The sequence below is a fragment of the Nocardioides sp. NPDC006303 genome (genome assembly GCF_040613175.1).
Lineage (GTDB): Bacteria > Actinomycetota > Actinomycetes > Propionibacteriales > Nocardioidaceae > Nocardioides.
Genome location: NZ_JBEXRR010000003.1, coordinates 106640 through 130627, shown reverse-complemented (window position 1 = coordinate 130627; position 23988 = coordinate 106640). Strand labels below are relative to the sequence as shown.

Here is a 23988-nt window from a genome sequence, read left to right as displayed (position 1 = left end):
CTGCGCCTTAAACAGCGGTGTGATGGGTATCGGCGGCGAGCCGGTCTGGGAACGAAACCGTGCAATGACCATCATCCAACTGCTCCATCGTCGGCACCCAAGCTTCTGAGGCCGGCAGGAGTGAGGGCGATCGTAGTCTGCGGCTGCGTGGTTGTTGTTGACGACGACGTGACGAACTATCTGGCAGCGCGCCTGGACCGGGCGGGTGGTTCAGCAGGCCCTTCGCCGTCGTCGCGGCTGTATATGTGTTCTGCGATGTGTTCCTCGGCGAGGTCCGGGTGGCCTGTGGCTGAGAGAATTCTGGAGAAGTCGAGGTGGGGGATGTCGTCGTACGGTGCTGCTTTGGAGGCGATCTCGGCGGCTTCGCGGGCCATGTCGTGCTGACCCTCGGTCAGGGCCCGGTTGACGACCAGGTGGGCGGTGTCGACGATCATCGAGACTGCGATGTGGTCGTGGCGCTGGTCGTCGAGGAGCCAGGACCAGCCCTTGTCACGCAGCTGTGAGAAGGGTTCGCCGGTGACCAGGCGGAGGGCTTGGTCTAGGTCGGTGATGCCCTCTGCCCCGCGGGCTTGGCCACGGGTCCGAAGGCGGCGGAAGAGGTCGAGGTCGACGAGGACGTCTTCGGCTTGGTAGGCGGGGTAGCCGAGTTGCTGGGAGGCGCGTGTTTTGCGTGCGTCCTGGAGATGGTCTTTGCCCGTGCGTGGGTTCTTGCCCAGCCAGTTGCGCAGTTTGCCCAGGTCGATGGTGAGCCGGCTGCGACTGATTCCGATGGCGTCTAGGAACTCGTCTGTGCGTACGCCATCAGGGTGGAGGGTGAGGTAACCGAGGAGCTCGGCGAAGTACGGCCGTCGTGCGGGTGGCACAGCGCCGCATGCACGTAGGTGGACGGGGCCGAGGAGAGTGAGCTTCGGCAAGCGAGGCTGGGGCGACAGCCACTCCGCGACGTCGTCGTCGAGCGTTCGGTCGAGGGTCGCTACGGTGTCGCGGGTCGCGGTGTCGACGACTGGGGCCAGTTGATTCACGTCGTCTCGGGTGGTTGCGCATTGGGCGACGTACGTCTCAGTCGGCGCGGGCAGCAACGAGTCGTGGCCGGCCGGCTTCCGGCCGGAGGATGAGCGCTCGTGGACGTACTCCGGACGGAGTGCGCCAGCTGCGTCGATGAGGGCCTCCATTCCGTTGGTCGCCGACTCGTTCCGTGGCATCGGTCGGTCCTCTGCGCCTCGCGCCGCCTCAACGATGGCGGCGCAGGTGGTGGCCTCTTCGGGGGTGATACCTGCCGCGATGAGGCCTACGTCTTGAAGCGTTGGATGCGCGATGGTGAGGCGGCCATCGGTGGTGATGGTGAGTTTGGTGGCGTCGAGGTCGGGCACGGCATCGAGGACGACGACTGCTGCTCCGGAGCGGTCGTGGTCGGAGGCGATGGTCTTGGCAATGGTCCGGATGGGTTCGGAGTCTTGAGCGGCGATGATGGCGTGGTAGCGGTCCGGGTCGAAGCCAGGGAGTCTTCCTGTGGCGTCGAGGTCGGCGGCGAGTGGTAGCAGCGAGTCGGGGTGGTCGTGATGGTGAAGTCGGAGGGGGTCGAGGCCGGTGAGCTCTGGTGCGAGGCTCTGGGTGTCTACCTGGACGAGCATCGACCAGGGTGTGACGGTGAGTTCGGCGGCGAGGTGGCGGCCTAGCGCCTCGGCGCGTTCGTGGTCGCCGGTGAGGTTGATGATCTTGATCTCTTCGAGGTTCAGGAGCCACAGATGGCCGTCGTCGGATTGACCGATGGAAGCGAGCAGCGGGTAGGGGGCGTTGTCTCCGTTGCCGGTGGTCGCAGCTTCACCATCGGTGACCCAGATGGTGGGGCCGCCGGTCCAGGGGTGGGGGAGTGCCGCGGGTGCGGTTAGGTGGAGGGTGATCCGGCCGTGGCCGAGTTCCGCGGCGAGAAGGTGTGGTTGCTCCTGGTTGGGAAGCATGCGGAGGAGAGCGTCGAGGTGTTCGATGAGTGTGGCGGTGCTGATGCCTTCGAAGTGAATGGACTTCTCTGCGGGACGAAGCCCTGGCGGGGGTGTTGTGATCTCGTGGCCGGGTAGACGGTGGCGCCGTTGGGATCGGTGGTGTTGGCGAAGTAGGAGCATCAGGCCGCCGGTCAGTACGGCCCCGGCCCCTGCTAGGCCGGGCAGTAGCCAGGACGGCGCGGGTTCAGCGTCGCCGTACTCATCGGCGTGCTCTGGTGTTGACGCTCTGGCGGGGGACGGTGGCGTTGGCGTCGGGACGACTGGTTTCGCCTCGGGCGTCCTGATCGGCGGTTCATGGCGTTCCGGCGTGTCCCGCGTCGGAACTCGCGATTCCTCTTGAGTGGAGTCTGGGCTTGGGATGGTGAGGGTCCAGCCCGGCTGGATCACGTCCGGGTCGGTCAAGTGGGCGCCGCCGGCCTGAGTGGTGATGCGGGAGGCTTCGAAGATCTCGGGGTATCGGTCGGGATCGTTGAGTTCGGTCGCGGCGATCTCGGCGATGGTGTCGCCTGGTCGGACGACGTACATCTCGTCGTCTGTGTCCTGTGGTGCTGGGGCCGGTAGGCGGAGGACGAGTCCGATCGGGAGGAAGTCGGCGTGGCCGCCTAATGCGTCTGGGTTGAGGTCGATGATCTCGGTGAATCGAGTTCCTGCTCCGAGGTATGTTTCTGCGATTCGCCAGAGACTGTCGCCGCGTTTGACGGTGTAGGGGACTGTCGACGATGGCTGGTCCAATTCCGGAGCCGCTTGAGCGGGCGTGATCACGACCTGTGTGGTGGCGGGCTGCGGAGGTGTTTCCGGGATCGGTGGCGTTGCCGCGGCACGTGCTGGTGTCAGGGTGGGTGCGGCCGCGGGAACGGCGATGAAGAGGAGGGCTGCTGTGCCGACGAGTCGGGTCGCTGTCGTTTGGGGGAGCCCGGGCAGACGCGGTGTCCGCGTGCTGCGGAGTCGGGCGGTGACCTCGAGCAAGATGGTGACCGCCAGCCAAGCCCATGCGATCCACGCGGCGGCGGTGACGGCTTGGAGGGCCAGGGCGCCGTCGTCTTGACGCAGAAGGTCGCGCCAGGTGAGTCCTTCGAGTGTGGGGACGGCGCCGAGGAGGAGCAATACAGCGGGTGCGCCGACGAGGAGGGCGAGGATGGCCAGGCTGGCCAGGAGGCCCCAGACACGGGTCGCGATCATCGTTCTTCCCCGTTGAGGCTGCGGACGAGTTCGGCCTCGGCATCGCCGCTGACGCGGACGGAGGTGATGCCGATGATGGAGAGGAACCGGGTGTGGTAGGTGTCGGTGGCGCGCACGTGGATCCGGTTGCCGCGGACACGCACGGCACCGGTGGCGCCGGATTGTGCGAGGTACGAACGGGCGGCGCGGCCGGCTGCGGCGGTGTCGATGTGGGCGTACCTGCCCTCGATCGCAGGTGCGGCGAGGACTTCTTCGGCGCCGGTTCGTGCGGCTTGGGCTGCGAGGTCGTGGGTCCGCTGTTGGGTGTGGGCCTGGCCGCCGAGGTCGACGGCGAGGCCGACCAGGATGCTCATCGCGAAGGCCGCGGTGACCATCCAGATGGTGGCGGAGCCGCGCTCGTCTCGGATCCATGAGGGCTGTGTCATGGCGTGCCTCGTTCCCGCCAGGTGTCGATCGGGCTGCTCATCGTGGCTCGGATCAGACGGCTGCCGGGCACGCCTGGTACGGAGAGGTCGGCGAGGTCGACGCGGCACGTCAATGTCACGGTGACGTCGGCGGGCTGCCCGGTCGGGACTCGGAATCCGCTCGTGTCGACACTGACCTGGGTGCTGCGGCAACGAAGCTTCTGGTTGTTGAGACTGGTCCTCGCCTCCTCTCGTGCCGCGGAGTCGGCCTCGCTGGCCTCGCGAGAGATGGAGGCCGTCCGGGCGGCGTCAGCGGCAGCGGACTGGAGTGCTTGGTGGGCGATGGCGATGCGGCCGCCGGCGATGATCAGCCCGACGAGGAGGATGAAGGCGGGTAATCCGATCGCGGCCTCGATGGCAGCGGACCCGCGCTCGTCCCTTGGCTGCGCGGTCATCGAGTTTCACCCGGAGCCGTGAGCCGCTCGACCTCGGCGCTGGCCCGCTGTGTGATGAGCGGTCTCCAGCCCGGGATCACCGAGAGCGCATGCCCGCGGACGGTCACAGTCGCTGTTGTCGCCGTCCTACGGGCGGAGGCCCTCGAGGATTCCAGTGAATCGCCGGTGTCGGCCAAGTAGGCGTACGCAGCAGCAACCCCATCCCCGGAGCCGGCGTGTTTCGCGGCAGCGGCCCGGGCGCCTTCCTGTGCGGCGGCGATGGCGATGGTGCGGGCGTGGTAGTAGAGCGCGGCCTGCATCCCGAGGAAAAGAACGGCGAACAGCGCCGGCAACAGCACGACCATCTCGATCGACACCGCGCCGCGCTCATCCCGCCTATGCGTATCCCGGGTCATAGCGGTCTACCTGATCTTGCCTGACTCACTGGTCACGAACGCCCGGATCGCCGCGACCACGATCGCCACGATCGCGATCACCGCGACGGCCCACAGAACGTTCTCGATCGTCACAGAACCGCGCTCGTCCTTGCGGGACGGTGGATGGCGTAGGCGATCGCTGATCGTGAACCAGGCAAGAGTGAGGATGGTGTAGAGGCGGAGCGTGTGGAAGCGGAGCATGGGTGGTTCCTTTCAGCCGGGGATCATCCGAAGGAGAGACGGGGTGAGGAGGATGGCCATGAAGATCACTCCGAGCAGGGAGCCGGGGATGGACATGCGTTCGCCGATGGCGTTGGCCTCGGTGAGCTCGTCGTTGAGCATCGCGGTGCGCATCGCCGCAGAGCGGGCGCGGAGGGTGGCGTAGGTGGCGGTTCCTTCCTCGCCGGAGAGGCGCATGATGTCGGCGAAGTCGTCGAGGTCGGGCAGGCCGAGCTCGGTTGCCAAGGCGTGCAGGGCATCCCACGGCGGGAGCCCGGACCAGCGGGACCTGTTGAGCTCCTCGGCCAGTCGGTTGAAGACCCAGGAGTCGCCGATGCCCGCCGCGGTCTCCATGGCCTGGCGCACCCCGGATCCGTTGGTCCGCTCGAGAGCGACCAGGTCGATGTATGCGCCGAGGGCTCGGTTGAACTCGATCCTGGCCTTCTTGGCGTCATCGATCGCGTTGTAGTTCGGAAGGAAGAACATGACCACGGCCAGCGCGATGCAGGCGATGACCGGCATCGCGAACGGCAAACCCAAGCCGAGCAAGGAGAGGAACGTCGCCAGCCCGATGGGGATCACGAATCCGAGCGCGGCGTAGGTGAGCTTGTCGCCGTAGAACCGGGCGAGCGGGATCCGCAGCAGCGCCAGCTCGCGTGTCGGAGTCTTGGCCCATAGCCCGACCGGGAGCGTACGCATCGCCCAGATCCCGAGGCGCTCCTTGCCGTTGACGGTGCTGGCCTCGGCGTCGGGCCGGTGGGGTGAGGTGTTCGAGAGGCGTTTGACTGCGTCGTTGAGGTCGGGTTGGGCGGGGGTGAACCAGATGACCAGTAGCGCGAGCCCAAGCCCGATCAAGCCACCGGCGATCATCATCGACATCAGCGTCGGAGGAGTCATGACCGACCTCCATGGACCGGCCGAAGACTGGCGCCGTCCGCTGCTGGTACGTCTTCGACCGCTGGGCCGATGATGCGCGGAAGCTTGCGGCCCTCGGCCATTCGCCGCATCCACACCAAGGTGGCGACGTACGCGGTGAGTAGCACTGTGAGGATGGCTTGTCCGAGAGGGCTTCCATAGGGGGCGATGTAGGAGCCGGTAAGCCCGAGCACGACCAGGACACTGGCGCTGATGATGGTGACCCAGCGGGCTGTCGCTCGTGGCTTGGCGCGGTCGGCCTCGACCTGGCGGCGAGCCCGTACGTCGGCCGCGACCGATTCGGCGAGCCCATCGAGCAAGTTGGTGAGGCCGGCGCCGCGGCGACGGGCGGCGAGGATGAGATTGCCGGCGACCAGGTCGCCGGTGGCGTCGTCGAGGTCGTTGGCGAAGGCACGGAGGGCGTCCTCGGTGGCCCACCTTGCGCGGAGACGAGCGACCAGGAGTCCGACCTCCCTGGAGATCGGCTCGGGTGTCGACCGCAAGGTGGTGATCAGGGCTTGTTCGAGGCCGATACCGACGGTCAGGACGCCCGAAAGGGATCGGGTCCACTCCTCGAGTGCTTCCAGGTGTTCGATGCGGTCTTTCGCGTCGGGAGCGGACAGAAGGTAGGGCAACCCGACGATGGCTGCGGGAGCGATCACAAGGGCAAGGGGCCATCCGGTCACGAGCCACCCGATGGCGCCAACAACGATCCCCGTGGCGATGAGGGCGCGCGTACGCAGGGAGATCTTGGGGAGTCGGAGGCGGTGCCTTGGGGGATGGTCGCCGACCTCGACGCCGCGTAGTTCCCTGATCAGGCCGGCGAGACCACCGGCGATCAGCCCGCCGCTGAGCGCCGCGATCAGAAGCTGGGCCGTCATCGCTGTTCTCCCGGCGGCTGGGTGGCGATGTAGGCGCCGAGGTCGAACCCGTGCTTGGCGAGCGCGCGGTAGTCGTCGGGCAGTACGGTTGGGACGGCGGTGTCGGTGCGGTCGGGGGCGAAGATGTGGGTGGTGGCGTACCCGGTCTCCCGCTCGCCCGGGGCGAGGGCGATGATCTCGGCGACCCGTCGGGTGCGCTGCGAGGTGCCTTGGGTGGTCTCGGTCTTCAGGGAGAGCTGGACGATCAGGTCGACCGTCGCGGCGAGCTTCGAGGTCGCGAGCTCCTGGGTGACGTGGGGGCCGGCTTCCATCGCGCAGGTGACGAGCTTTCGTACCGCGGCGACGGCGTCGGAGGCGTGGGTGGTGGAGATCGAGCCGGTGCCGGACTCCATCGCCTTGATCATCGCCCAGATCTCCTTGCCCCGGACTTCGCCGACGATCTGGCGGGAGAGGTTGAACCGGAACGAATCGACCAACGCCTCATCCAGCGTGAACTCGCCAGCCTGTCGTCCGTCGAGACCGCGTTCACCGGAGCCGGGGCGGGACTCCCAGGCGTGCACGATGGGGTGCCGCTCGGGGAGCAGGTGGAGGTGGAGTTCGTACTCGGTCTCGAAGGTCCCGATCGCCTCGGACGGGTCGATCTCCCCGCAGAGTGCACGGACCAGGGTGGTCTTGCCAGCTCCTTGGGCGCCCGCGACGACGATCGACTTGCGAGCCCGGACCGCGGCGCGGAGGAAGGAGGCAGCGACGGGGGTGAGCATGTCGCGGCTTACGAGATCGTCCAGGGTCACCTCCATGAGTCGGTGGCGGCGGATGACGACCGAGGGGCGGGGCATTACCCAGGCAGCAGCCGCCAAGCGGGAGCCGTCGTCGAGGCGCAGGTGGAGCTTGGGTTGAGCCTCGGAGAAGCCGCGGGCGTTGACCTCGCTGCGGGAGGCGAGGAAGACCAAGAAGTCGATGAGCTCTGGTCCGAGTCCGCCACCGGTGGACCGGGGATCTGGGAGCCGTCGATGAGGTCGAGGGTGACGTTGTCGTAGCCGCAGATGATGATGTTCTCGACCCGGTCATCATCCACGAGGGGTTGCAGCCGGCCGAGCCTGAACAGGGAGTCGAACACCGCCCGTGCGACCGCGTCTTGGTGCTCCTGGTTCCAGGAAGGGTCGCCTGCGTCGACGGCGTCGGCCATCGCTGCCTCGATCAGGTCCAACACAATCGATCGGCCGAGCTCCTCCTGCGCCCGGCGGTCCAGGGCGTGCGACTCGGCTGCGACCGCTTGAGAGAGTTGCTCGGAGGCTAGGGAGCGCAGTGATGCGACGAGTGCCCAGTCCATGTCTCTCGACGGCACGGCAGCGCGGCGGTCGGGCACTGAGGGAGCGGTCAGTGAGGGACCTCCATTCGCCTGTGACGATCCTTCGCCAACTGCCCGGAGCGTGGGTTTGAACAGGGGGAGGGTGGTGACATCAGGACGGTATGGCTCCCAGTGGTTGGTCATCGTGCCGCCTCCGACGTGACTGCGGCGCGCGAACGGCCGACCTCGGCTTGCAATTCCTCGGTGGCTGCCCGCAGAGACCGGGCGTACGCCCCCGTGGTGAAGTGCCGCGGCTGCGGCGCTCCGCGGTGGAAGACCGCAGCGCCGACCGGGTCGTCGGCGATCTCGGCGACCACCGGTAGCCCAAGCAGGCGAGAGATCTCGCGAGAGGTGTAGGGCATGCCCTCACCGACGAGTAGGAGTCCGGGCCAGCGCCATCCGACCCCGGGTTGGGTCACGTTCTCTGCCCACGACCGAGCGGCAACCAACGCGGGGAGGTAGGTGCGTACGACAAGAACGGTCAGATCAGCCGTGCACATCAGCGGCTCGGGAGAACCGATCAGCCCGAGTCGGCCCGCATCGACGATCACGTCCTGGCCGGTCGCCTCGAGGTCAGCGAGGACCTCGGACAGGCTCGCCCAGCGGTCGCGAAGTGCCGCGGCTTGGACGTGGGTGCGGGTCCCCGCGACGTACGAGATCGTGGTACCCGGGATCGGCACAGCGATCCGCGGTAGGGACTCGGCGGGCCCGAGAGGCGACATCATCAGGTCGACCAGATCGGGCCCGGGCTGCATGTGTCCGCGCAGATAGCCGGCCAGGATCGATGACCCGCCGGTCGGGTCGGCCTCGACGACGAGCACGGGCCTGGGCCATTCCATCGCGAGTCCGAGCGCTGTGGTGGAGACGCCCGGCGACCCGGACGCGGAAGCGAGTGCGATGACCGCCATCAGCGCTCCAACGGATCTACGACGAGGGCGATGTTTCCGGTGCTGGCCCGATCGGCGAGCACGGCGGCGTCGGCGTAGGGAACCAGCACGTTGACCACGGTGTTGCCCGAGACCTCATCGGTACTCGAGTCGATGACCTCGGCACTCGTAGTCAGCGGCGTACCCGACGAAGTCTCGCCGCCTTCGCCTGTCGTCGCGACGAGCCGGACCTTGTCTCCGCTGCGTGGCGTGATGGCCGGGACCTGCGCCGGAGTCAAGGAGATCCCGACGATCGACTGACCAGCCGGGGGCATGTTGTCGTCCGTTGCCATCTCCGGGGTCAGCAGCCCACCGGCCGCGATGTCGAGAGCAGCTCGCTTGCCGACGAGCTCGTCGACTTCGTCGCCAGGGATGACCTTCAGTGTGTTGTCACCCGAGATCTGCGTGGTGGTGAGATCGTCGGCCGTGATGACGGCGCCGCGAGGAATCGTGGTTCTGGCGGCAACCACCGCCTCGCTCGTCGTCGTGGCCGTCCAGCCCCATGCGGCGATCGCGGCGCCTAGGAGGATCGCCGCGATCGTGGCGACGATGTGGACCGGCCGGCGCCGGATCTTGGGCGGTGGAACCAGGCGCGGCACAGGCGCCTTCGCGGAGAACGGGTTCTCCTCGCTTGCTGCCTTGGTCATGCCCTATCCGCCCCCTTGTGCCCGGCTATCGCACGAGCACCTGCGCTTCCCCGACCGCGATCTCGACCGAACGGCTCAACCCGTCCAGTCGGATCGTCCCGGTCTGTCCAGCTCCCTGCCAGGTGATCACCCACTCCGAGGTCGCCGTGACGGTGTAGGTCCCGCCCGGCTCCCTGGCAGATGACAACCTGTAGACGTGGCCGCAATCGGGCGACGCCTTCTTCCCGAAGGACGCCTCATACGGCGTCCCCGCGGTGCGGCACTCAACCGTGGTGCCGTCTCCCATGTCCCAGGTGATCTCATGCACCCGCGCCGTTGCGGTCACCGTGATCCCACCTGCAGATGCCGACGCTGTCGCCGGACCGTACGTTTGGATGTCCGGCGACCTTGCCCACAGCCACACCGGCATCCCGACCAGACCGACGCTGTCCGGTCCGGGCTCGGGCGTGATGCCGATATCGATCGCCTTGAGGTTCAGCTTCTCGACAGCCATCTGCGCGACCTCGCGCGGACTTGGTCCGGCTGCTGCGCCGGGTGGTGGCGTGGCGGCCCAGATCTGGACAAGCAGGTTGGTCTGCGGCTGGAAGCAGTCGTAGACGGCCCCGTCACCAGGCTCGTGTCCCTTCCACGCCGGATCACCTGCAGGCGGGGGCGGCTGCGATGGCTGGATGTAGCAGTTGTGTGCGTTCGACCATGATCCGTATGGCGAACTGCACGGCACCATCGCCGCGCTTCCCGGCACCCGTTGTTTGGAGGGGTTGAAGTAGCACGAGTTGCCGCTACCCGTGTCCTTCGGTCCGCCATCGCCGGTCTGATCGTCGTGGCCAGACTCACCATTGCCACCGGGCACTTCGACGGAGAGTTTGCACTGTCCGGTGAGGGGATCAGTGACTCGGCAGACCGTGTCTGCGTACGCATGGCTCAGGCCGAGCGCCGCTAGGCCGGCGGCGACGCAGACCAGGACGAGTGCTCGGATCAGGATTCGCATGGTGGCTGCTTGAGATCCTGTGCGGAGGCTATACGCCAACCGGTCAGCGGGTCGGTGCGGTAGTGGTAGTTGGCCACGATGTAGCGCGTCCACCCGATGTCGGCGCGGTCTGGGTTGACCACTGACTTACCGCTGGCGTCGACGAGATCGGCACCGCTGACGTCCCAGCAGACGTCGACGGTCACGGTCGGCATCTTGCCCGCTTCCGGGTCGGAATTGTCGAGGTTAACGCTCTCGACCGACGTGTCAGCTACCTCTGTGTCTCCGACTTGGCGCAGCTTTTTCGACCGCTCGCCCTCCAGCAGGTGGCGGTCGGCGCTCAGTTGTGTGCTCGTCTCGACCTCGGACAGTGCGTCGATGGACTCGTTATGGTCTTGGCGAAGGCGATCGAGTGTCGCGTAGTAACTATGAACGGTCGTCGTTGCCGCCTTCCCAGCGGCTTCGGAGTCGGACGTTTGAGCCGCGGTCGGTTCTGTCGTGCTGTGCGCCGGCGGACTTGAGGGCGACGTATTGGGGTCGCTCTGGGCACACGAGGTGACGGCGGCAAGCGCCAGAACGCAAGTCGCGACGATCGGAATTCGGCGGGGTCGCATCAATGGGTTCACCTTCCTCGCTGAGCGGATTGGGGCTCTTCGAGGTTGTGCATCGTTCCGGACCGAGGGCCCGAGATTTCTGCGTATCGGTCTATTAGGCACCTGTAGTTTCCCTTTACGCAACAGCAAATTTCGTGGCCATGTCATCTAGTTACACGACTGAAACGCGAGTCGCGCCGCTGGGCGGCGCTCGCCATCCTGTCGCACCCATGCTCCCCCTGCGCCGCTTATGATCGGGGGGAGCACCTCGGGGGTGCATAGCGTTTTCGCTGGTCAGCAGGATGCTCCCGAAGATTTCTCACGCCGTCGTCTCGATCGCGAGAGTGTCCACTTGGAACGGATCTGGCCACGCCCCCGGTGGCACGAAAATCAATCTGAACTTAGTACGAGAAAACTGCGAACGAGAACCGGCTTGGGCGACGAACGCCGTGTTTGTGGGGCGTCACTGGAGTCATCGGCCGCTCGGTGTCGAGTGATGGGTCAACGGCTCATGGTGCACGTCGTGTGCCTGTTCGACCAATTGAATGTAAAGGTTCGACGAGACATCATTCGCGAGGTGTCCGCTCGTGATCTGATGCCACGGCCGGGCTGAGGCCCACCGGGCTCACGACAGCGAATAGGAACTACGGGTCGACTACAAGATGGCTGACTCCGATTGGATCGGACAGCTGCGGCTGTGTCGTTGGGCTCACCGATGGTGAATATCCATCCTCCGCCCCACTGAGACCCGATTCCCCCACCTTTCTTCAGCGGCACACGTTTGGCAGATCGAGGACGGTTCCGTGATGCCGGGATACCGATGCGCACCTCAGGTTGGAGGAGGAGCAGCAGATGACGGTGTCGATGCGTGTGATGCATGCCGGTGATGGCTACAAGTACCTCCTTCGGAGTGTGGCGGCGGGCGATGGCAATCGTTCGCTTTCGACGCCGTTGACTCGTTATTACTCCGAGGTGGGTACGCCGCCGGGGCGGTGGACCGGATCGGGACTGCCCACTGTCGGGGAAGGACGGATCCTGACCGGGTCGCAAGTCACTGAGACGCAGTTGGCGTTGCTGATCGGACTCGGTCGTGACCCGGTAACGGGCGAGCCCTTGGGCCGGGCTTACCCGGAGTATCAACCGGCCCATGAGCGAGTCGAGGAACGTGTTCGTGGTCTGGATCCAGACCTCTCGACGACCGAGCGTGCCGCCGAGACCTCACGGATCAAGGCCGAGGAGACTGTGCAGTCTGGTCGGCGGGCGGTGGCTGGCTATGACTACACGTTCAGTGTCCCGAAGTCGGCCTCGGTGCTGTGGGGTGTGGCCGACCCGAATACTCAAGAGTTGATCGTCGCGGCACACCACGCAGCCGTCGCAGACGTCGTCGACTACATCGAGCGCGAGATCGCCGCGACCCGCGCCGGTGTGGCCAACGCCGATGGCGCGGTGGCGCAGGTCGCGACCCGCGGGATCATCGCGGCAGCGTTTGACCATTGGGACTCCCGCGCAAACGACCCGCAGCTGCATACGCATGTGGTGATCTCGAACAAGGTGCAGACAGTTCTCGATGGCCGGTGGCGCAGTTTGGACAGTCGACCGATGCACGCCGCGGTCACGGCCATCTCGGCGTACTACAACGCGGTGCTCGCTGACCGGCTGACCCGTACCTTCGGGCTGGGTTGGGAGCAGCGGGGGAGAGGCGCCGACCGCAGCCCGCAGTGGGAGATCACCGGCGTCTCGGAGTCGCTGGTGAAGGAGTTCTCCACCCGTACCCGGGCGATCGAGATCGAGAAGGAACAGATGATCAACGCCTACGTCCAACGGCACGGCCGGCGACCCAACAACGCCGCGATCGTGGTGCTCCGAGCCAAGGCGACGTTGGCAACACGACCCGAGAAACAGGTCAGGTCGCTCGAAGACCTGACCGCAGAGTGGCGTCACCGAGCGGCCCGTCTCCTGCGACGCGACGCAACAGACTGGGCACGATCGGTGATCTCTGCCGGCACGCCAAGGTTTACGTCCGCCGACCAGATCCCGGCGGGCCTTGTGGAGGAGGTCGGGTCTGTCGTCGTGGCTGAGGTCGCGGGGAAGAGGGCGACCTGGCGCCGGTGGAACCTGTGGGCCGAGGCATCACGCCAGACCATGCACCTGCGGTTCAAGAATGCACGCGAGCGGGAGACGGTGGTGGCGCGCGTGGTCGAGTCCGCGGAGAGGAACTCGGTGGCGCTTACTCCGCCGGAGTCCGCAGTGAGTCCAACTCAGTTCCGGCGCGAGGACGGCACCTCGGTCTTCCGTCCCCGCCATGGTGCGATCTACTCCTCGACCGGCGTGATGGCTGCCGAGGAGCGCCTCCTGGACCGGGCGAACGACCTCAGCTCTCCAGTGGTGAGCTCCCTGTTCATCGCTACCGCTGTCCGGCGCCGACACGACGGCCGGCGTTTGACGCGCAGTCAGGCTGAGGCGATCACCGCGATCGCGACGTCCCGGCGCCAGGTCGACCTGCTCGTCGGCCCCGCGGGGCCGGGAAGACGACCACCATGCACGCACTACTCCTCGCCTGGACCCGGGAGCACGGTCGTCAAAGCGTCGTCGGGCTCGCCCCATCGGCCGCCGCGGCGGAGGTGCTCGCCGGTGACCTCGGCATCGGGTGCGAGAACACCGCGAAGTGGCTCCGCGACTACACCGTGGGTCTCCGCGAGTTTCGTCCCAGCCAGTTGGTGATCATCGACGAGGCAACCCTCGCGGACACGAGCACCCTGGATCAGATCACCGGCATTGCCGCGACCGCCGGCGCGAAGGTGCTCCTGGTCGGTGATTGGGCTCAGCTCCAGTCTGTCGACGCAGGCGGCGCCTTCGCGCTCCTCGTGGCGGCTCGAACCGATGTCGCTGAGCTCACCGAGATCCACCGGTTCACCCAGGACTGGGAACGGTCCGCGAGCCTGGACCTGCGCGCAGGCCGCCTCGAAGCCATCACCGCCTACGGCAGCCATGATCGCCTTCGCGGTGGCACCACAGAGGAGATGCTCGATGGTGCGTACGCCTCCTGGATCAGCGACCAGGCCAACGGCCTGGCCACCATCCTGGTCGCCGAGTCGACCGAGACAATGCATGCCCTCAACGCCCGAGCACGAGCCGAACGCATCCTCACCGGCCGGACATGCATCTCGCGCGAGGTCACCCTCGCCAGCGGCGAACCTGCCTCGGCGGGCGACTTCGTCATCACCCGCCGCAACGACCGCCGCCTCCGCAGCCGACGCGGGGTCTGGGTACGGAACGGAGACCACTGGCGCATCGACAAGGTCAACATGGACGGCAGCATCACCGTCTCCCGCCAAAGCGGACACGCTGGAACGATCACCCTCCCTCCTGCATACCTCGCTGAGCACGTCGAACTCGGCTATGCCATCACGGCCCACCGCGCCCAAGGCGTCACGGTCGACACCGCCCACGTCCTCGTCTCCGCGAGAACCCCCAAGGCGAGCCTGTACGTCTCCATGACACGAGGCCGCGAGTCCAACAAGGCGTACGTCGCGTTGGACCAGCCCGACGAACTCCACACCAGCCCGTCGACCGACATGGACCTCAGCGCCCGGTCGATTCTCTTCGGTATCCTCCAGCGCTCCAGTGTCGAGTTCTCCGCCCACCAGACAATGGCAGCCGAACAGGAGGCCTGGACCTCCATCGCCCAGCTCGCCGCCGAGTACGACACCATCGCCTCCTCGGCCCAACGCCCACGATGGGAAGAACTTCTACGATCCTCCGGCCTCGACGAGGCCCAAGTGGACTCAGTGATCGCCGGTGACTCTTTCGGCCCTCTGACCGCAGCCCTACGCCGGGCCGAAGCCTACGGCCACAACATCGACCATCTACTCCCACGCCTGGTCGCGCGACGCGACCTCGGCGACGCCGAGGACATCGGTGCCGTCCTGCAACACCGACTTCGGCTTTCGATGGACCCCGGTGACGTGAAACCGGTGTCACTCGCAACGTGCCCGACGTTCATCGCCGGCATGATCCCCGAGGCCGCGGGCGCGATGGCTCGCGAAATGAGACAAGCGCTGGACCAGCGCAGAGACCTCATCGAGAATCGTGCCGCCGAACTCACCGCAGCGGCCTTCCTCGCCCGCCCCGCCTGGCTCCGCCGCCTCGGAGATCCACCGACGATTCCGGCGGCACGGCAAGACTGGTTGACCTCTGTCGCTACCGTCGCGGCCTACCGAGACCGCTACGGCATCACAAGCAACCTCCCACTCGGACCGGGCCCTCGAACCGATACCGAACACGCCGACCGACACCATGCACTGGCCGCCCAACGCAAAGCAACGGTGATCGCCCAGTCACTGGGTGCAACGCCACAGCGCGCGCAAGTCTCGTCACAGCCGAGCATTCGCGAGCGATCTCAGCCCGCGGCCTGTTGGCGCCGCTAGTTTCGCGACGACAGATCGCGGGTGCGCGAGGAGACCATCCGGGACATCGAAATTTCCTCTCGCGGGGCGACCTCGAGGCCGCGGCGTCGACCGACGACGGCCCAGAGCGTCACGTCGGTCGAATCGCCGCGCCCTGCCCCGCAAGGGCCTGAATGATGGTCGATCCGTCCATACGCGAATCAGTGCAATCGCCGAACGACCTGCCAATGTTTGGTCGGCGCAAGAGCGCCCAAAATGGTCTATTCCAACTGCGACGCGTCACCGGGCGGCTGCTCACTGGTTCGCCGGGCCGGCGGGCCGGCGGGCCAACGGTGTACCTGACTCGCGGACCCGAGAGAATCAGTCGCGGCCGCGTGAGCCGCACCGCGTCCAAGCCGTCTAGAGGCCATGACTCCGCCGACGGTGAGGCCTCCCGAAGCGGCGAAGACTGCGGCTGCCGGCCAACTCGAGCCCGCCGTGGCCACGAGGCGAGCTGTCACGATCGGAAGAAGGCCACCGAATAGCACTGCGGACAATTGGTACGCGACCGTGATTCCTGTGCACCCAACAGTCGAGGGAAACAGGCGGAGGGCGTTGGACACATGGTCAGGGACTGACTACGACCCGGATTACATCGGAGGCCCGGTCAGTGAGGTGGGCCAGTGCACGCTCGATCTCGCTAAGCGGGTAGGTGGCACTGACCGACTGCGACAGGTCCAGTCGGCCCCACCCCGTGAGGGAGGCAACCGTCTCGAGATCTTCGCGGGAGTAGCCGAGGTGCCCCAGGAGGCGATGCTTGCGGATGCCGAAGACTTCGGACGTGCCGAGTTGGATCGATTGGTCGGACAGGCCGACGACCACGATCCGGCCCCGCCGCGCGACGTTCCTCTCCGCCTGACGTAGGACGTCGTTGGAGCCAACGAGGTCGACAGCGACGTCGAGGCCACGTCCGTTCGTGACCTCCGAGATCCTCTGCTCGAAGTCCGCTGCCGTCGGGTCCAAAGCCACATCGGCCCCAACCTGCAAGGCTCTGCTGCGTGCCGACTCCCGCGGGTCGATCGCCACAACAGGGGCGGCGCCGCACAAGGCGGCGATCTGGACTGCGTGATACCCCAATCCGCCGATTCCCCATAGGCCCACAGAGTCGCCGGGGCCAACGTCGGCAGTGTGCACCAACGCTGCGAACGGCGTACTGACTGCATCGGCCATGAGCGCGGCCTGATCGAACGGTAGGTTTGCGGGAATTGGGCATAGGCATTCAAAAGGCACGCAGACGTACTGTGCCCAAGCTCCGTCGGTGTCTACGCCGATGATGCGCGGATCAGTACAGCGATCCCGTAGTCCGCGCGCGCAGCTCTCGCACTCACCGCAAGACCTGCCCGAATCGACGATGACGCGATCGCCCGCGCGCCAACGTGGCACATCGCGCCCCACCGAGGTCACGATGCCGGCTGGCTCGTGTCCCGGGGTTACGACCGTGTGCCGAGTCGAGATCGTGCCGTCGATGAGGTGGATATCGGACAGGCAGATGCCGCAGGCCTTGACTTGTATGAGCACGTCTCGCGGACCGGGGGAGGGGAGGGGTACGCGCTCGACAGAGATGCGCTTGGCCTGGGTGTCCAGGCGGGCGGCGAGCATCGACTTCGGCAGACCGAAGGTCGCTTCAGGAGTCGGCAAGACACACCTCGTGATCGTTTGACTTGGGCGAGTGATCAGAATGGTACTACTTGACAGATCCTTGCGTCCGGTCCGCGTCGTCGACACGGATAGGACGGTGCAGGTTTGCGACGAGCGAGCTGACGGTCCGGCTCCGTTTCTTGAAGGGGCGAACTACCGCTCCCGATGGGGCCAGGCATAGACGAATGGTCCGGCGTGCAGCGGGTCGCGTATGTCGGGTCGCTGGTCGAGCTCCCAGTTGCCAGTCTGGGCTTCGGCACTGGACTAACTCATGGTCAAGTCCCGTTGGCCGTCGTCACTGCGGCGAAGTCCGGAGGGTTGAACCTGGTTGACGTGCCCGCGACAGACATCTTTCGTGGTCGTCAGTCGTCAGACCGCCGAGTTCGTCGATCAGGCGTCGGCCGAGGGCGGAGCCCATGAGCCCCGTTCTCAGCAGCGAGATCATCTAGGCGGATCCAATCCAGGGTTGCCGAGAAAAGACAGGGCGGCCCCGGCCTTGGCAAGGGCCGCCCTGGTTCATCGGCGGTTGCGGGCTCGAACGCCGAGCGCCAGGAAGACAACGAAGAGGGCAGCCACGGCGATCAGTGCGACCCACGACATGGCGTCAACCGGTGCGGCCGGGGGATTGACGATGCCGTTCACGTAGAGCCAGCCCATTGCGGCAGCGCCCACGGCTGCGCTGACGCAAACAACTGGGGTCAGACGCCGTTCGCCCAGCAGCAACTTGATCGCGCCGGCGCAGATCAGGAGGTAGGGGACCACCCAGAAGTAGACGATGATCGTCGCGACCGAGTAATACACGCTGAAGATGTCGTCAGTGTTCAGCGCGACCAGGAGCAGGATCGCGCCCAGGCCGAGTACCGAGATGAGGACGATGGCGTTGGAGGGACTCTGGAAGCGCGGATGCGTGCGTGCGCTCCATCGAGGGAGCAACCCGTCGGCCGCGAGGGTGGCCACGAATCGTGATCCGAAGTTGACGAAGCCGATCAGGGCCGCGAAGGTCGCTACTGCGAGGACGAGGTCGGTGGCCTTGGCCACGTTGGTACCCAGTCCGGCCTCACCGGCCAGGGCGGCTGCGGGCGACGTACCGGCGGCCAACGCGTCTCCGGCTGCTGTCAGGCCAGGGACCTGGAGCAGCGTGGCGAGAACGTAGGTGATTCCGAGCACCACGGGGATGCTCATGACAGCGATCGGAACCGAGCGCTTGGGATCGCGGGTCTCGGCGGCGAGCGCGGCGCAGCTCTCAAAGCCGACGAGGAAGGCGGCGCCAGCCGCGACTCCCTGGAAGATCCCGCTCGACGTGGCGCCCTCGACGGAGAGCTGTGAGGACAGGTCGACGCCGGTCTTGAGTGCCACGGCCACGGTGATCAGAAGCATCAGCGGGACGGAGATCACTGCTAGCCCGATCGCCACTCGCACCGAGGTGTCGAGACCGCGATACGCGATGGTGGCCGCGATCAACACCGAGATGGTGTAGATGACCATCTGGACACCGACATCAAGACCCGACGAGACGCCGATGGACAGAAGGAAACTGCCGCCGAACAACCCGACGAGGAAGGCGATCGCGCCGACCTGTGCGATGTACCCCAGGAGCAGGCCAGCACCCATCAAAGCTCGTGCCCACGGGCCGAACGCATAGGCGATGTAGGAGTAGAGCGATCCGGTCACCACGAACCGTCGTGCGAACGTGATGATGGCGACCCCGACAAGCGCGGTGGCGACTGCTGCGATCAGGGCTCCGAGCCAGCTGCCGTTTCCTGCAGTGCCAAGCAAGAGAACAGGAACCGAGGCGAGTCCAACCGCTGGAATGTAGGAGGCTAATGCCAGTCCGACGATCTGGTTGCGGGTCAGGTGACCTGAGTCGAGACCTTGCACCTCGTGGTGGTTGGCGGATGCCTGTGCATCCTCGCCGACATGTTCACTCATCGTGACAGCTCCTGCTTGTTGGGGTTCGGGTTTGCGATCGGTTGTCCCCAGCGCCCGGCGCCGGTTGGAACGGTGGCCTTGGGGTACGATCGAGATCGTTGGGCGATTGACTTGGGCGCATGGCCCAATTTGGACATAGTGATCCACGCCACACCTCAAGTCAAGGTGTCCGGAGCAGGATTTACGTGGAAGCCAGAATTCATCGCGCTCGGAGGTGGCAGATTTTGCGGTCGAGTTGCCGATGCTCTGTGAGAGAAAGCGAGGTTGGTTGTGCCGCACTTGCCCATCGAGGAGCGCCGGAAGCTGTTCATCGATGCCACGATCCGCGTGATTGCCGCCGAAGGGGTGGCTCGCGCGACGACGCGTCGCATTGCTGCGATGGCTGCTGTGCCCGCGGCTAGCCTCCACTACTGCTTTCGCACCAAGGAAGCGCTCTTTCAGGCGGTCTTCGAGAAGGCACTCAGTGAGGGGCCGACGGAGGCGGGGCGGAGGGTCGTCGAGGGAATGGGGCTGCGCGAGGGAGTCGCGGCGATCGTCGGTGGCTACCTCGACTGGATGATCTTCGATCGGGACGCTCAGCAAGCCCAATTTGAACTGATCTTCTGGGCGCTGCGGAGTCCGAGTTCGCGACACCTGCCCAAGCAGACTTATTGGGCCTTCATCGATGCGACGATCGAGCTCCTTCGGCGTGCGCAAGGTGAGGCCGACGGGGCCGTGGACCTCGACATGTTGGCTCGCAAGGTCATCGCCGTCTTCGATGGTCACGCGATGCAGTGGATCTCTCTCGATGACAGCGCGACGAAGTCCGTGGTCGAGAACGCGATACGTGAGATTCAGGCGGCGCTTCCTGGCGGCGGTCTCACTATCCCGGCCCATTGACCGCCAGGGCTGCATGATCCGGCGCGTTTCATTGAGGGCCTGTTTGCGGGTGAAGGGGATCTCCGCCGGCGGGTCCCGCGGGCCCCACTGTGATCTTCGATCTCGCCCTTCCATCGGTGGGCAGGATCTCTACTCGCTCGAATGGCCTAGCCGTTGCTGGGAGGTGCACCGCCTCCTTGGCTGGGAATCCGGGGCTTGCGTAGAGAAGGACGGATCGAGTGCCCGACTCGACGCTTGCTGGGCCAAGGCGACGGCAATGCGTTTGTGGTGGTCGGGCCGACCTTCGCGGCCTGGTTGCGGCGAGGTCGCCGAAGCGCTCTACCGCCGACGTCAACGTCCGTCATCGCCGCGATGTGCTCATCTTCAGGCGGCGCACCGCTTCCGTCTCATTGACACGGCGGGTGTGGCAAGCAACACTTCTCTGGGCGAACGCCCAAGTCAGGTGCCCAGATTGGATCGATGGGTGAGATGGTCGCTCGAAACACGCTGGACACCAGAACGCCGCTGCGGCGGCGATCGCCACTTGTCGACCACGCGGGCGTATGCCGGGTCGCGGCGTTGAACCACAGGACGCTCGACGGATGACCACGCTTCGCACCTCCCGACGCCACCGGACGCCGAAATGGAGACGACGATGAATGCATCGACGACGCCCCTCACCCCGCTCCTCGAGCGCGCGGCACGTGTCTGGGCGACCAAGACCGCTGCCGTCAACGGCGACGCCCAGCTGACGTACGCGAATTCGTGGACCGCGTCCAACTGCTGGCCAAGGGTCTGCGTGCCTCCGGATTCGGGCCAGGTGACCGGTTGGCAGTCCTGGTGCCTATGTCTCGGAGATGCTCGTCGCGCACTTCGCTGTTCCACTCACGGACGGCGTCCAGGCTTCGTCACAACCGAGGACATCGACGAAGGTCTCGTACAAGACGCGCACGCCTCAATGGCCGCTCGCCCTTGCCGACCTAATCGGCCTCGACACCGTCAAGGCTGTTGCCGAGTCCCTCTACGAGGAGCTAAAGGAACCTCTCTACTCCCCGCCGCCACTGCTGGCACGCATGGTCAGCGCCAATCTGCTCGGTCGAAAGACCGGACGCGGCTTCTACACCTACGACCACTGATAGATCCCGACGCAAGGACGACACCGACATGACCAATCCCGACTTCCACTACTTCCGGCTCGATGACGAGCAGGAGGAGCTCCGCGCGGCGGTCCGCGACATCGTCACGGACAAGGTCGCTCCGCACGCCGCCGAGGTCGATCGCGAGAGCGCGTTCCCAATCGCCGCCTACGACGCTCTTCGGGCGGCAGACCTCCATGCGCCGCACGTCCCGGAGGCATACGGGGGAGCGGGTGCGGATGCGCTCGCCACGTGCATCGTCATCGAGGAGATCGCCCGGGGGTGTGCCTCGTCCTCGCTGATTCCGGCGGTCAACAAACTCGGCAGCTTGCCGCTGCTGCTGGCTGCTGACGAGGAGCAGAAGACTCGCTATCTCACGCCGCTGGCATCTGGTTCTGCCGCGTTCTCCTACGGGCTGTCCGAGAGGGAGGCCGGCAGCGACACCGCCTCGATGCGTACCAGGGCCCGCCGTGACGGTGAGGAGTGGGTGCTGGACGGGCAGAAGTCGTGGATCACGAACGCAGGCTTCTCCGACTACTACACCGTGCTCGCGGTCACCGACCCAGACGGGCCGCGGGGACGCAACATCAGTGCGTTTGTCGTCGAGAAATCCGACAAGGGATTCAGCGTGGGAGAGAAGGAGCGGAAGCTCGGCATCAAGGGCTCGCCCACGCGGGAGCTGCTGTTCGACGGGGTGCGACTCCCCGGAGACCGGCTGATCGGTCAGCCGGGTGAGGGTCTGAAGCTTGCCCTTCGGACCCTCGATCACACCCGAGTCACGATCGCCGCGCAAGCGGTCGGAATCGCGCAGGGAGCCCTCGACTTCGCATTGGACTACGTCAAGGAACGACGTCAGTTCGGCAAGCGCATCGCGGACCTCCAGGGCATCCAGTTCATGCTGGCCGACATGGGAATGAAGCTCGAGGCGGCACGTGCCATGGTCTACGTGGCGGCGGCGAAGTCCGAACGCGAGGACGCCGACCTCTCATTCCACGGGGCGGCTGCGAAGTGTTTCGCTTCGGACGTTGCCATGGAGATCACGACCGACGCCGTGCAGCTGCTGGGCGGGTACGGCTACACCGAGGACTACCCGGTTGAGCGGATGATGCGCGATGCCAAGATCACGCAGATCTACGAAGGGACCAACCAGGTCCAGCGCGTCGTGATGGCGCGCAACCTGATCGGTAGCTGACCACGACCCAGCCACTGAGGGACGTTGTCCGGCGCCGGGGCGGGCCGACAACGACTCCCGTCCAACAGGGGAAGCTCCCAAGCCAACGACCAGTCGCGATGTGGACCTGCTGGGGCCATCCGTCGGGATGGCCCCAGCACGACGACTTCCGTGTCCCCATTCCCGCCTGTCCGATCTCAAGTCCGGTGAGACGCGAGCGGTCAACGGTACGTATAGGTCGCCCCGTCAAGCGGAGCAGGGTGAACGGTGTCAGGACCCCATCGACCCCTTCGAGCTCAACGCACCGATGGCCGAGGCGCGGTCGGGTGGATCGTCGGCTGCAAGTCGACCGAACTCCATGGGACTTGGTCCCGTACGACCTCGGCTGGAGTACGGCCGCTCAAGGGCCGGCGGAGCCGGTCAAGGCTTGGCGAACGCGACTCGGGCCTGTTCCGAGGGGCTGTTCGCGCTGTACATCGTGACGCGGCCGGCGCAGCTCAGCATAGGTCGCTGGCGTTGGTCATATGAGGATGGTGAGGCCAGACCGGGACTCCGTCTGCGGATAGTGCCTTGAGTGCGCCGACACGGCTCTGTGGATGGCGCCCGCCGCGGGTCCTCGTCGGCCGATCAACTGCCGCGAACGACTCGACTTCGCGAGCCGGCGGGGCTCGCGAAGTCGCTGCCGGATGGTCTCCGGGCGGGTGAGTCTGTCAGGAGAGGCCGAGGTGGTTGGCGAGTTCGGCGTAGTCGGTCTGCCACAGGCCCGGTGAGCCCGTAGGGAACTGTGAACGGAAACCGATGAGGCGCTGCACGCGGGGTGACAGTGTCTTGGCGAGTTCGAGGTCGACGAGGAAGGGGTAGGCCTCCTCGGGAGTCAGGTAACCCGGGTTGAGGGTGAACGCGACCCCGCGACGGTACTCGGATTCGGTCTTGTTGGCGCCGCCGCCGTGGGCGAGCTTTCCGCTGAAGAACAGGGCGTCGCCCGCTTCCATCTCGGCCGGGATGGTGTCTTCGGGCTTGCCACGGTCGGTGTAGTCGGGCCAGGTGTGGCTGCCTGGAACGATGCGGGTTGCGCCGTTTTCCTCGGTGAAGTCGGTGAGGGCGATCAGGAAGTTGCAGATGACCTCGGGGCCGGCGGGGCCCATCCCGACAAACGGGAAGTAGTTCTCGAGGTCGCGGTGCAGCACCTGCGCGACGTTGCCTGGACCAATCTCGATGACCTGGGCGGTTCCCATCCAGTAGGTTCCCGACTCCTCGAGGAAGGTCGCGTCCCCGATTTGGTGGACGAGGTCGTCGTCGACGATCTCCTCGCGGAAGGTCTTGCTCAACGTGATCAGGTTGGTCAGTCGCTTGGTGTTCGACCCGTGGAACTCGGCGATGTCAGGGTCTTCGTGCTCGGAGCCTGCGGCGAGCTGCTGCATGCTCGGCTCGATGTCGGTGTTGAAACGGACGATCTGGTCGGGGGTGAGGAAGCCCTTGAGGATCACTCCACCGTCGACCTTGACGATGGAGAGGATCTCGGCGAGAGGTGTCTCGCGGGGAACGGCCCGAAGCCGTGGGGTCTTGGTGATGGTCTCGGTCATGACGATCCTTCACTTCTGAGTTGGGCAAGTGATTGGGGCAAGCGCCCTAGGACGTCAAGGTTCTTCCTAGTCGAGAAGAAGTGCAATAGAAATCACAAATAATTTGATCGTGCGATCAACAGATCGGCTGATCTGAGAGCCGTGCCCTGGTAGCGGTGCAGCATCGGCCCTCCTTGACGGTTGGCGCAGATGTCTGCATGTGTCGACTACCATCCGGCGTGGGCGAGCCGCTCTTCGTTGCGCCGCTCAAGACGCCACGGTGAACGATTCCGTGTCTG

18 protein-coding genes and 2 pseudogenes are annotated in these 23988 nt (G+C 65.9%); 5 read left to right on the top strand and 15 right to left on the bottom strand.

Annotation, left to right across the window (positions count from 1 at the left end):
* Window positions 1-176: 176 nt before the first annotated feature.
* From ABZY89_RS03705 to ABZY89_RS03650, 12 genes are all read right to left on the bottom strand, one after another.
* The gene (locus tag ABZY89_RS03705) at window positions 177-3179 is read right to left on the bottom strand and encodes a LysM peptidoglycan-binding domain-containing protein (protein WP_355224741.1); all 3003 of its coding nucleotides are present in this window, start codon (window positions 3177-3179) and stop codon (window positions 177-179) included.
* Window positions 3176-3604 carry a pilus assembly protein TadG-related protein gene (locus ABZY89_RS03700; protein WP_355224739.1) on the bottom strand — a complete coding sequence of 143 codons (429 nt, stop codon included), beginning with the start codon at window positions 3602-3604 and terminating at the stop codon, window positions 3176-3178. Before ABZY89_RS03700 ends, ABZY89_RS03705 begins: the two co-directional genes overlap by 4 nt.
* Entirely contained in the window at window positions 3601-4038 is a 438-nt protein-coding gene (locus ABZY89_RS03695) for a TadE family protein (RefSeq protein ID WP_355224737.1), read from the bottom strand. Before ABZY89_RS03695 ends, ABZY89_RS03700 begins: the two co-directional genes overlap by 4 nt.
* The gene (locus tag ABZY89_RS03690; RefSeq protein ID WP_355224735.1) at window positions 4035-4433 is read right to left on the bottom strand and encodes a TadE family protein; all 399 of its coding nucleotides are present in this window, start codon (window positions 4431-4433) and stop codon (window positions 4035-4037) included. The genes ABZY89_RS03695 and ABZY89_RS03690 overlap by 4 nt, the downstream gene beginning before the upstream one ends.
* Before the next feature lie 6 nt (window positions 4434-4439).
* Window positions 4440-4655 (bottom strand): hypothetical protein, encoded by a 216-nt coding sequence (locus tag ABZY89_RS03685; protein ID WP_355224733.1) that lies wholly within the window; start codon window positions 4653-4655, stop codon window positions 4440-4442.
* A 12-nt stretch (window positions 4656-4667) separates the two neighbouring features.
* The gene (locus tag ABZY89_RS03680) at window positions 4668-5570 is read right to left on the bottom strand and encodes a type II secretion system F family protein (protein WP_355224731.1); all 903 of its coding nucleotides are present in this window, start codon (window positions 5568-5570) and stop codon (window positions 4668-4670) included.
* A complete protein-coding gene (locus tag ABZY89_RS03675; protein ID WP_355224729.1) occupies window positions 5567-6469 on the bottom strand; it encodes a type II secretion system F family protein in 903 nt (300 codons plus the stop codon). Before ABZY89_RS03675 ends, ABZY89_RS03680 begins: the two co-directional genes overlap by 4 nt.
* On the bottom strand, window positions 6466-7419 hold the full coding sequence (locus tag ABZY89_RS03670; RefSeq protein ID WP_355224727.1) for a CpaF/VirB11 family protein: 954 nt from the start codon (window positions 7417-7419) through the stop codon (window positions 6466-6468). Before ABZY89_RS03670 ends, ABZY89_RS03675 begins: the two co-directional genes overlap by 4 nt.
* Before the next feature lie 538 nt (window positions 7420-7957).
* Window positions 7958-8725: a hypothetical protein gene (locus ABZY89_RS03665; RefSeq protein ID WP_355224725.1), complete on the bottom strand. Its 768-nt coding sequence runs from the start codon at window positions 8723-8725 to the stop codon at window positions 7958-7960.
* The gene (locus ABZY89_RS03660) at window positions 8725-9390 is read right to left on the bottom strand and encodes an SAF domain-containing protein (RefSeq protein ID WP_355224723.1); all 666 of its coding nucleotides are present in this window, start codon (window positions 9388-9390) and stop codon (window positions 8725-8727) included. The genes ABZY89_RS03665 and ABZY89_RS03660 overlap by 1 nt, the downstream gene beginning before the upstream one ends.
* Before the next feature lie 25 nt (window positions 9391-9415).
* Window positions 9416-10378, bottom strand: a complete 963-nt coding sequence (locus ABZY89_RS03655; RefSeq protein WP_355224721.1) for a hypothetical protein — start codon at window positions 10376-10378, stop codon at window positions 9416-9418.
* A complete protein-coding gene (locus ABZY89_RS03650; RefSeq protein ID WP_355224720.1) occupies window positions 10366-10971 on the bottom strand; it encodes a hypothetical protein in 606 nt (201 codons plus the stop codon). The genes ABZY89_RS03655 and ABZY89_RS03650 overlap by 13 nt, the downstream gene beginning before the upstream one ends.
* Window positions 10972-11802: 831 nt before the next feature.
* Between ABZY89_RS03650 and mobF the strand changes: the two are divergent.
* Window positions 11803-12843 (top strand): annotated as a pseudogene (gene mobF / locus ABZY89_RS03645) (MobF family relaxase); the annotation flags it as partial.
* 644 nt (window positions 12844-13487) lie between these two features.
* Window positions 13488-15377: an AAA family ATPase gene (locus ABZY89_RS03640; protein ID WP_355224718.1), complete on the top strand. Its 1890-nt coding sequence runs from the start codon at window positions 13488-13490 to the stop codon at window positions 15375-15377.
* 585 nt (window positions 15378-15962) lie between these two features.
* Here ABZY89_RS03640 and ABZY89_RS03635 read toward each other — a convergent pair.
* Both ABZY89_RS03635 and ABZY89_RS03630 read right to left on the bottom strand, forming a co-directional pair.
* Entirely contained in the window at window positions 15963-17033 is a 1071-nt protein-coding gene (locus ABZY89_RS03635) for a zinc-binding dehydrogenase (RefSeq protein ID WP_355224716.1), read from the bottom strand.
* A 516-nt stretch (window positions 17034-17549) separates the two neighbouring features.
* Window positions 17550-18962 (bottom strand): APC family permease, encoded by a 1413-nt coding sequence (locus ABZY89_RS03630; protein ID WP_355224714.1) that lies wholly within the window; start codon window positions 18960-18962, stop codon window positions 17550-17552.
* Between the two features lie 279 nt (window positions 18963-19241).
* Between ABZY89_RS03630 and ABZY89_RS03625 the strand changes: the two genes are divergently transcribed.
* The 3 genes and pseudogenes from ABZY89_RS03625 to ABZY89_RS03615 all read left to right on the top strand — a co-directional run bounded on the left by ABZY89_RS03625 (window position 19242) and on the right by ABZY89_RS03615 (window position 22148).
* Window positions 19242-19841 carry a TetR family transcriptional regulator gene (locus ABZY89_RS03625; RefSeq protein WP_355224712.1) on the top strand — a complete coding sequence of 200 codons (600 nt, stop codon included), beginning with the start codon at window positions 19242-19244 and terminating at the stop codon, window positions 19839-19841.
* Window positions 19842-20736: 895 nt separating this feature from the next.
* Window positions 20737-20956, top strand: a pseudogene (locus ABZY89_RS03620) (3-hydroxyacyl-CoA dehydrogenase family protein); the annotation flags it as partial.
* A gap of 28 nt (window positions 20957-20984) precedes the next feature.
* Window positions 20985-22148 (top strand): acyl-CoA dehydrogenase family protein, encoded by a 1164-nt coding sequence (locus ABZY89_RS03615; protein ID WP_355224710.1) that lies wholly within the window; start codon window positions 20985-20987, stop codon window positions 22146-22148.
* A gap of 689 nt (window positions 22149-22837) precedes the next feature.
* On the opposite strand, the gene ABZY89_RS03610 is transcribed toward ABZY89_RS03615, so the two are convergent.
* Complete coding sequence (locus ABZY89_RS03610; protein ID WP_355224708.1) at window positions 22838-23710, bottom strand: phytanoyl-CoA dioxygenase family protein; 873 nt, start codon at window positions 23708-23710, stop codon at window positions 22838-22840.
* Window positions 23711-23988 lie beyond the last annotated feature (278 nt).

Coding starts and splice junctions, on each gene's coding strand:
- ABZY89_RS03690 (WP_355224735.1), bottom strand. CDS start 4,433: ATGACCCGGGATACGCATAGGCGGGATGAGCGCGGCGCGGTGTCGATC.
- ABZY89_RS03680 (WP_355224731.1), bottom strand. CDS start 5,570: ATGACTCCTCCGACGCTGATGTCGATGATGATCGCCGGTGGCTTGATC.
- ABZY89_RS03665 (WP_355224725.1), bottom strand. CDS start 8,725: ATGGCGGTCATCGCACTCGCTTCCGCGTCCGGGTCGCCGGGCGTCTCC.
- ABZY89_RS03675 (WP_355224729.1), bottom strand. CDS start 6,469: ATGACGGCCCAGCTTCTGATCGCGGCGCTCAGCGGCGGGCTGATCGCC.
- ABZY89_RS03705 (WP_355224741.1), bottom strand. CDS start 3,179: ATGATCGCGACCCGTGTCTGGGGCCTCCTGGCCAGCCTGGCCATCCTC.
- ABZY89_RS03655 (WP_355224721.1), bottom strand. CDS start 10,378: ATGCGAATCCTGATCCGAGCACTCGTCCTGGTCTGCGTCGCCGCCGGC.
- ABZY89_RS03660 (WP_355224723.1), bottom strand. CDS start 9,390: ATGACCAAGGCAGCAAGCGAGGAGAACCCGTTCTCCGCGAAGGCGCCT.
- ABZY89_RS03640 (WP_355224718.1), top strand. CDS start 13,488: ATGCACGCACTACTCCTCGCCTGGACCCGGGAGCACGGTCGTCAAAGC.
- ABZY89_RS03700 (WP_355224739.1), bottom strand. CDS start 3,604: ATGACACAGCCCTCATGGATCCGAGACGAGCGCGGCTCCGCCACCATC.
- ABZY89_RS03685 (WP_355224733.1), bottom strand. CDS start 4,655: ATGCTCCGCTTCCACACGCTCCGCCTCTACACCATCCTCACTCTTGCC.
- ABZY89_RS03610 (WP_355224708.1), bottom strand. CDS start 23,710: ATGACCGAGACCATCACCAAGACCCCACGGCTTCGGGCCGTTCCCCGC.
- ABZY89_RS03695 (WP_355224737.1), bottom strand. CDS start 4,038: ATGACCGCGCAGCCAAGGGACGAGCGCGGGTCCGCTGCCATCGAGGCC.
- ABZY89_RS03650 (WP_355224720.1), bottom strand. CDS start 10,971: ATGCGACCCCGCCGAATTCCGATCGTCGCGACTTGCGTTCTGGCGCTT.
- ABZY89_RS03630 (WP_355224714.1), bottom strand. CDS start 18,962: ATGAGTGAACATGTCGGCGAGGATGCACAGGCATCCGCCAACCACCAC.
- ABZY89_RS03615 (WP_355224710.1), top strand. CDS start 20,985: ATGACCAATCCCGACTTCCACTACTTCCGGCTCGATGACGAGCAGGAG.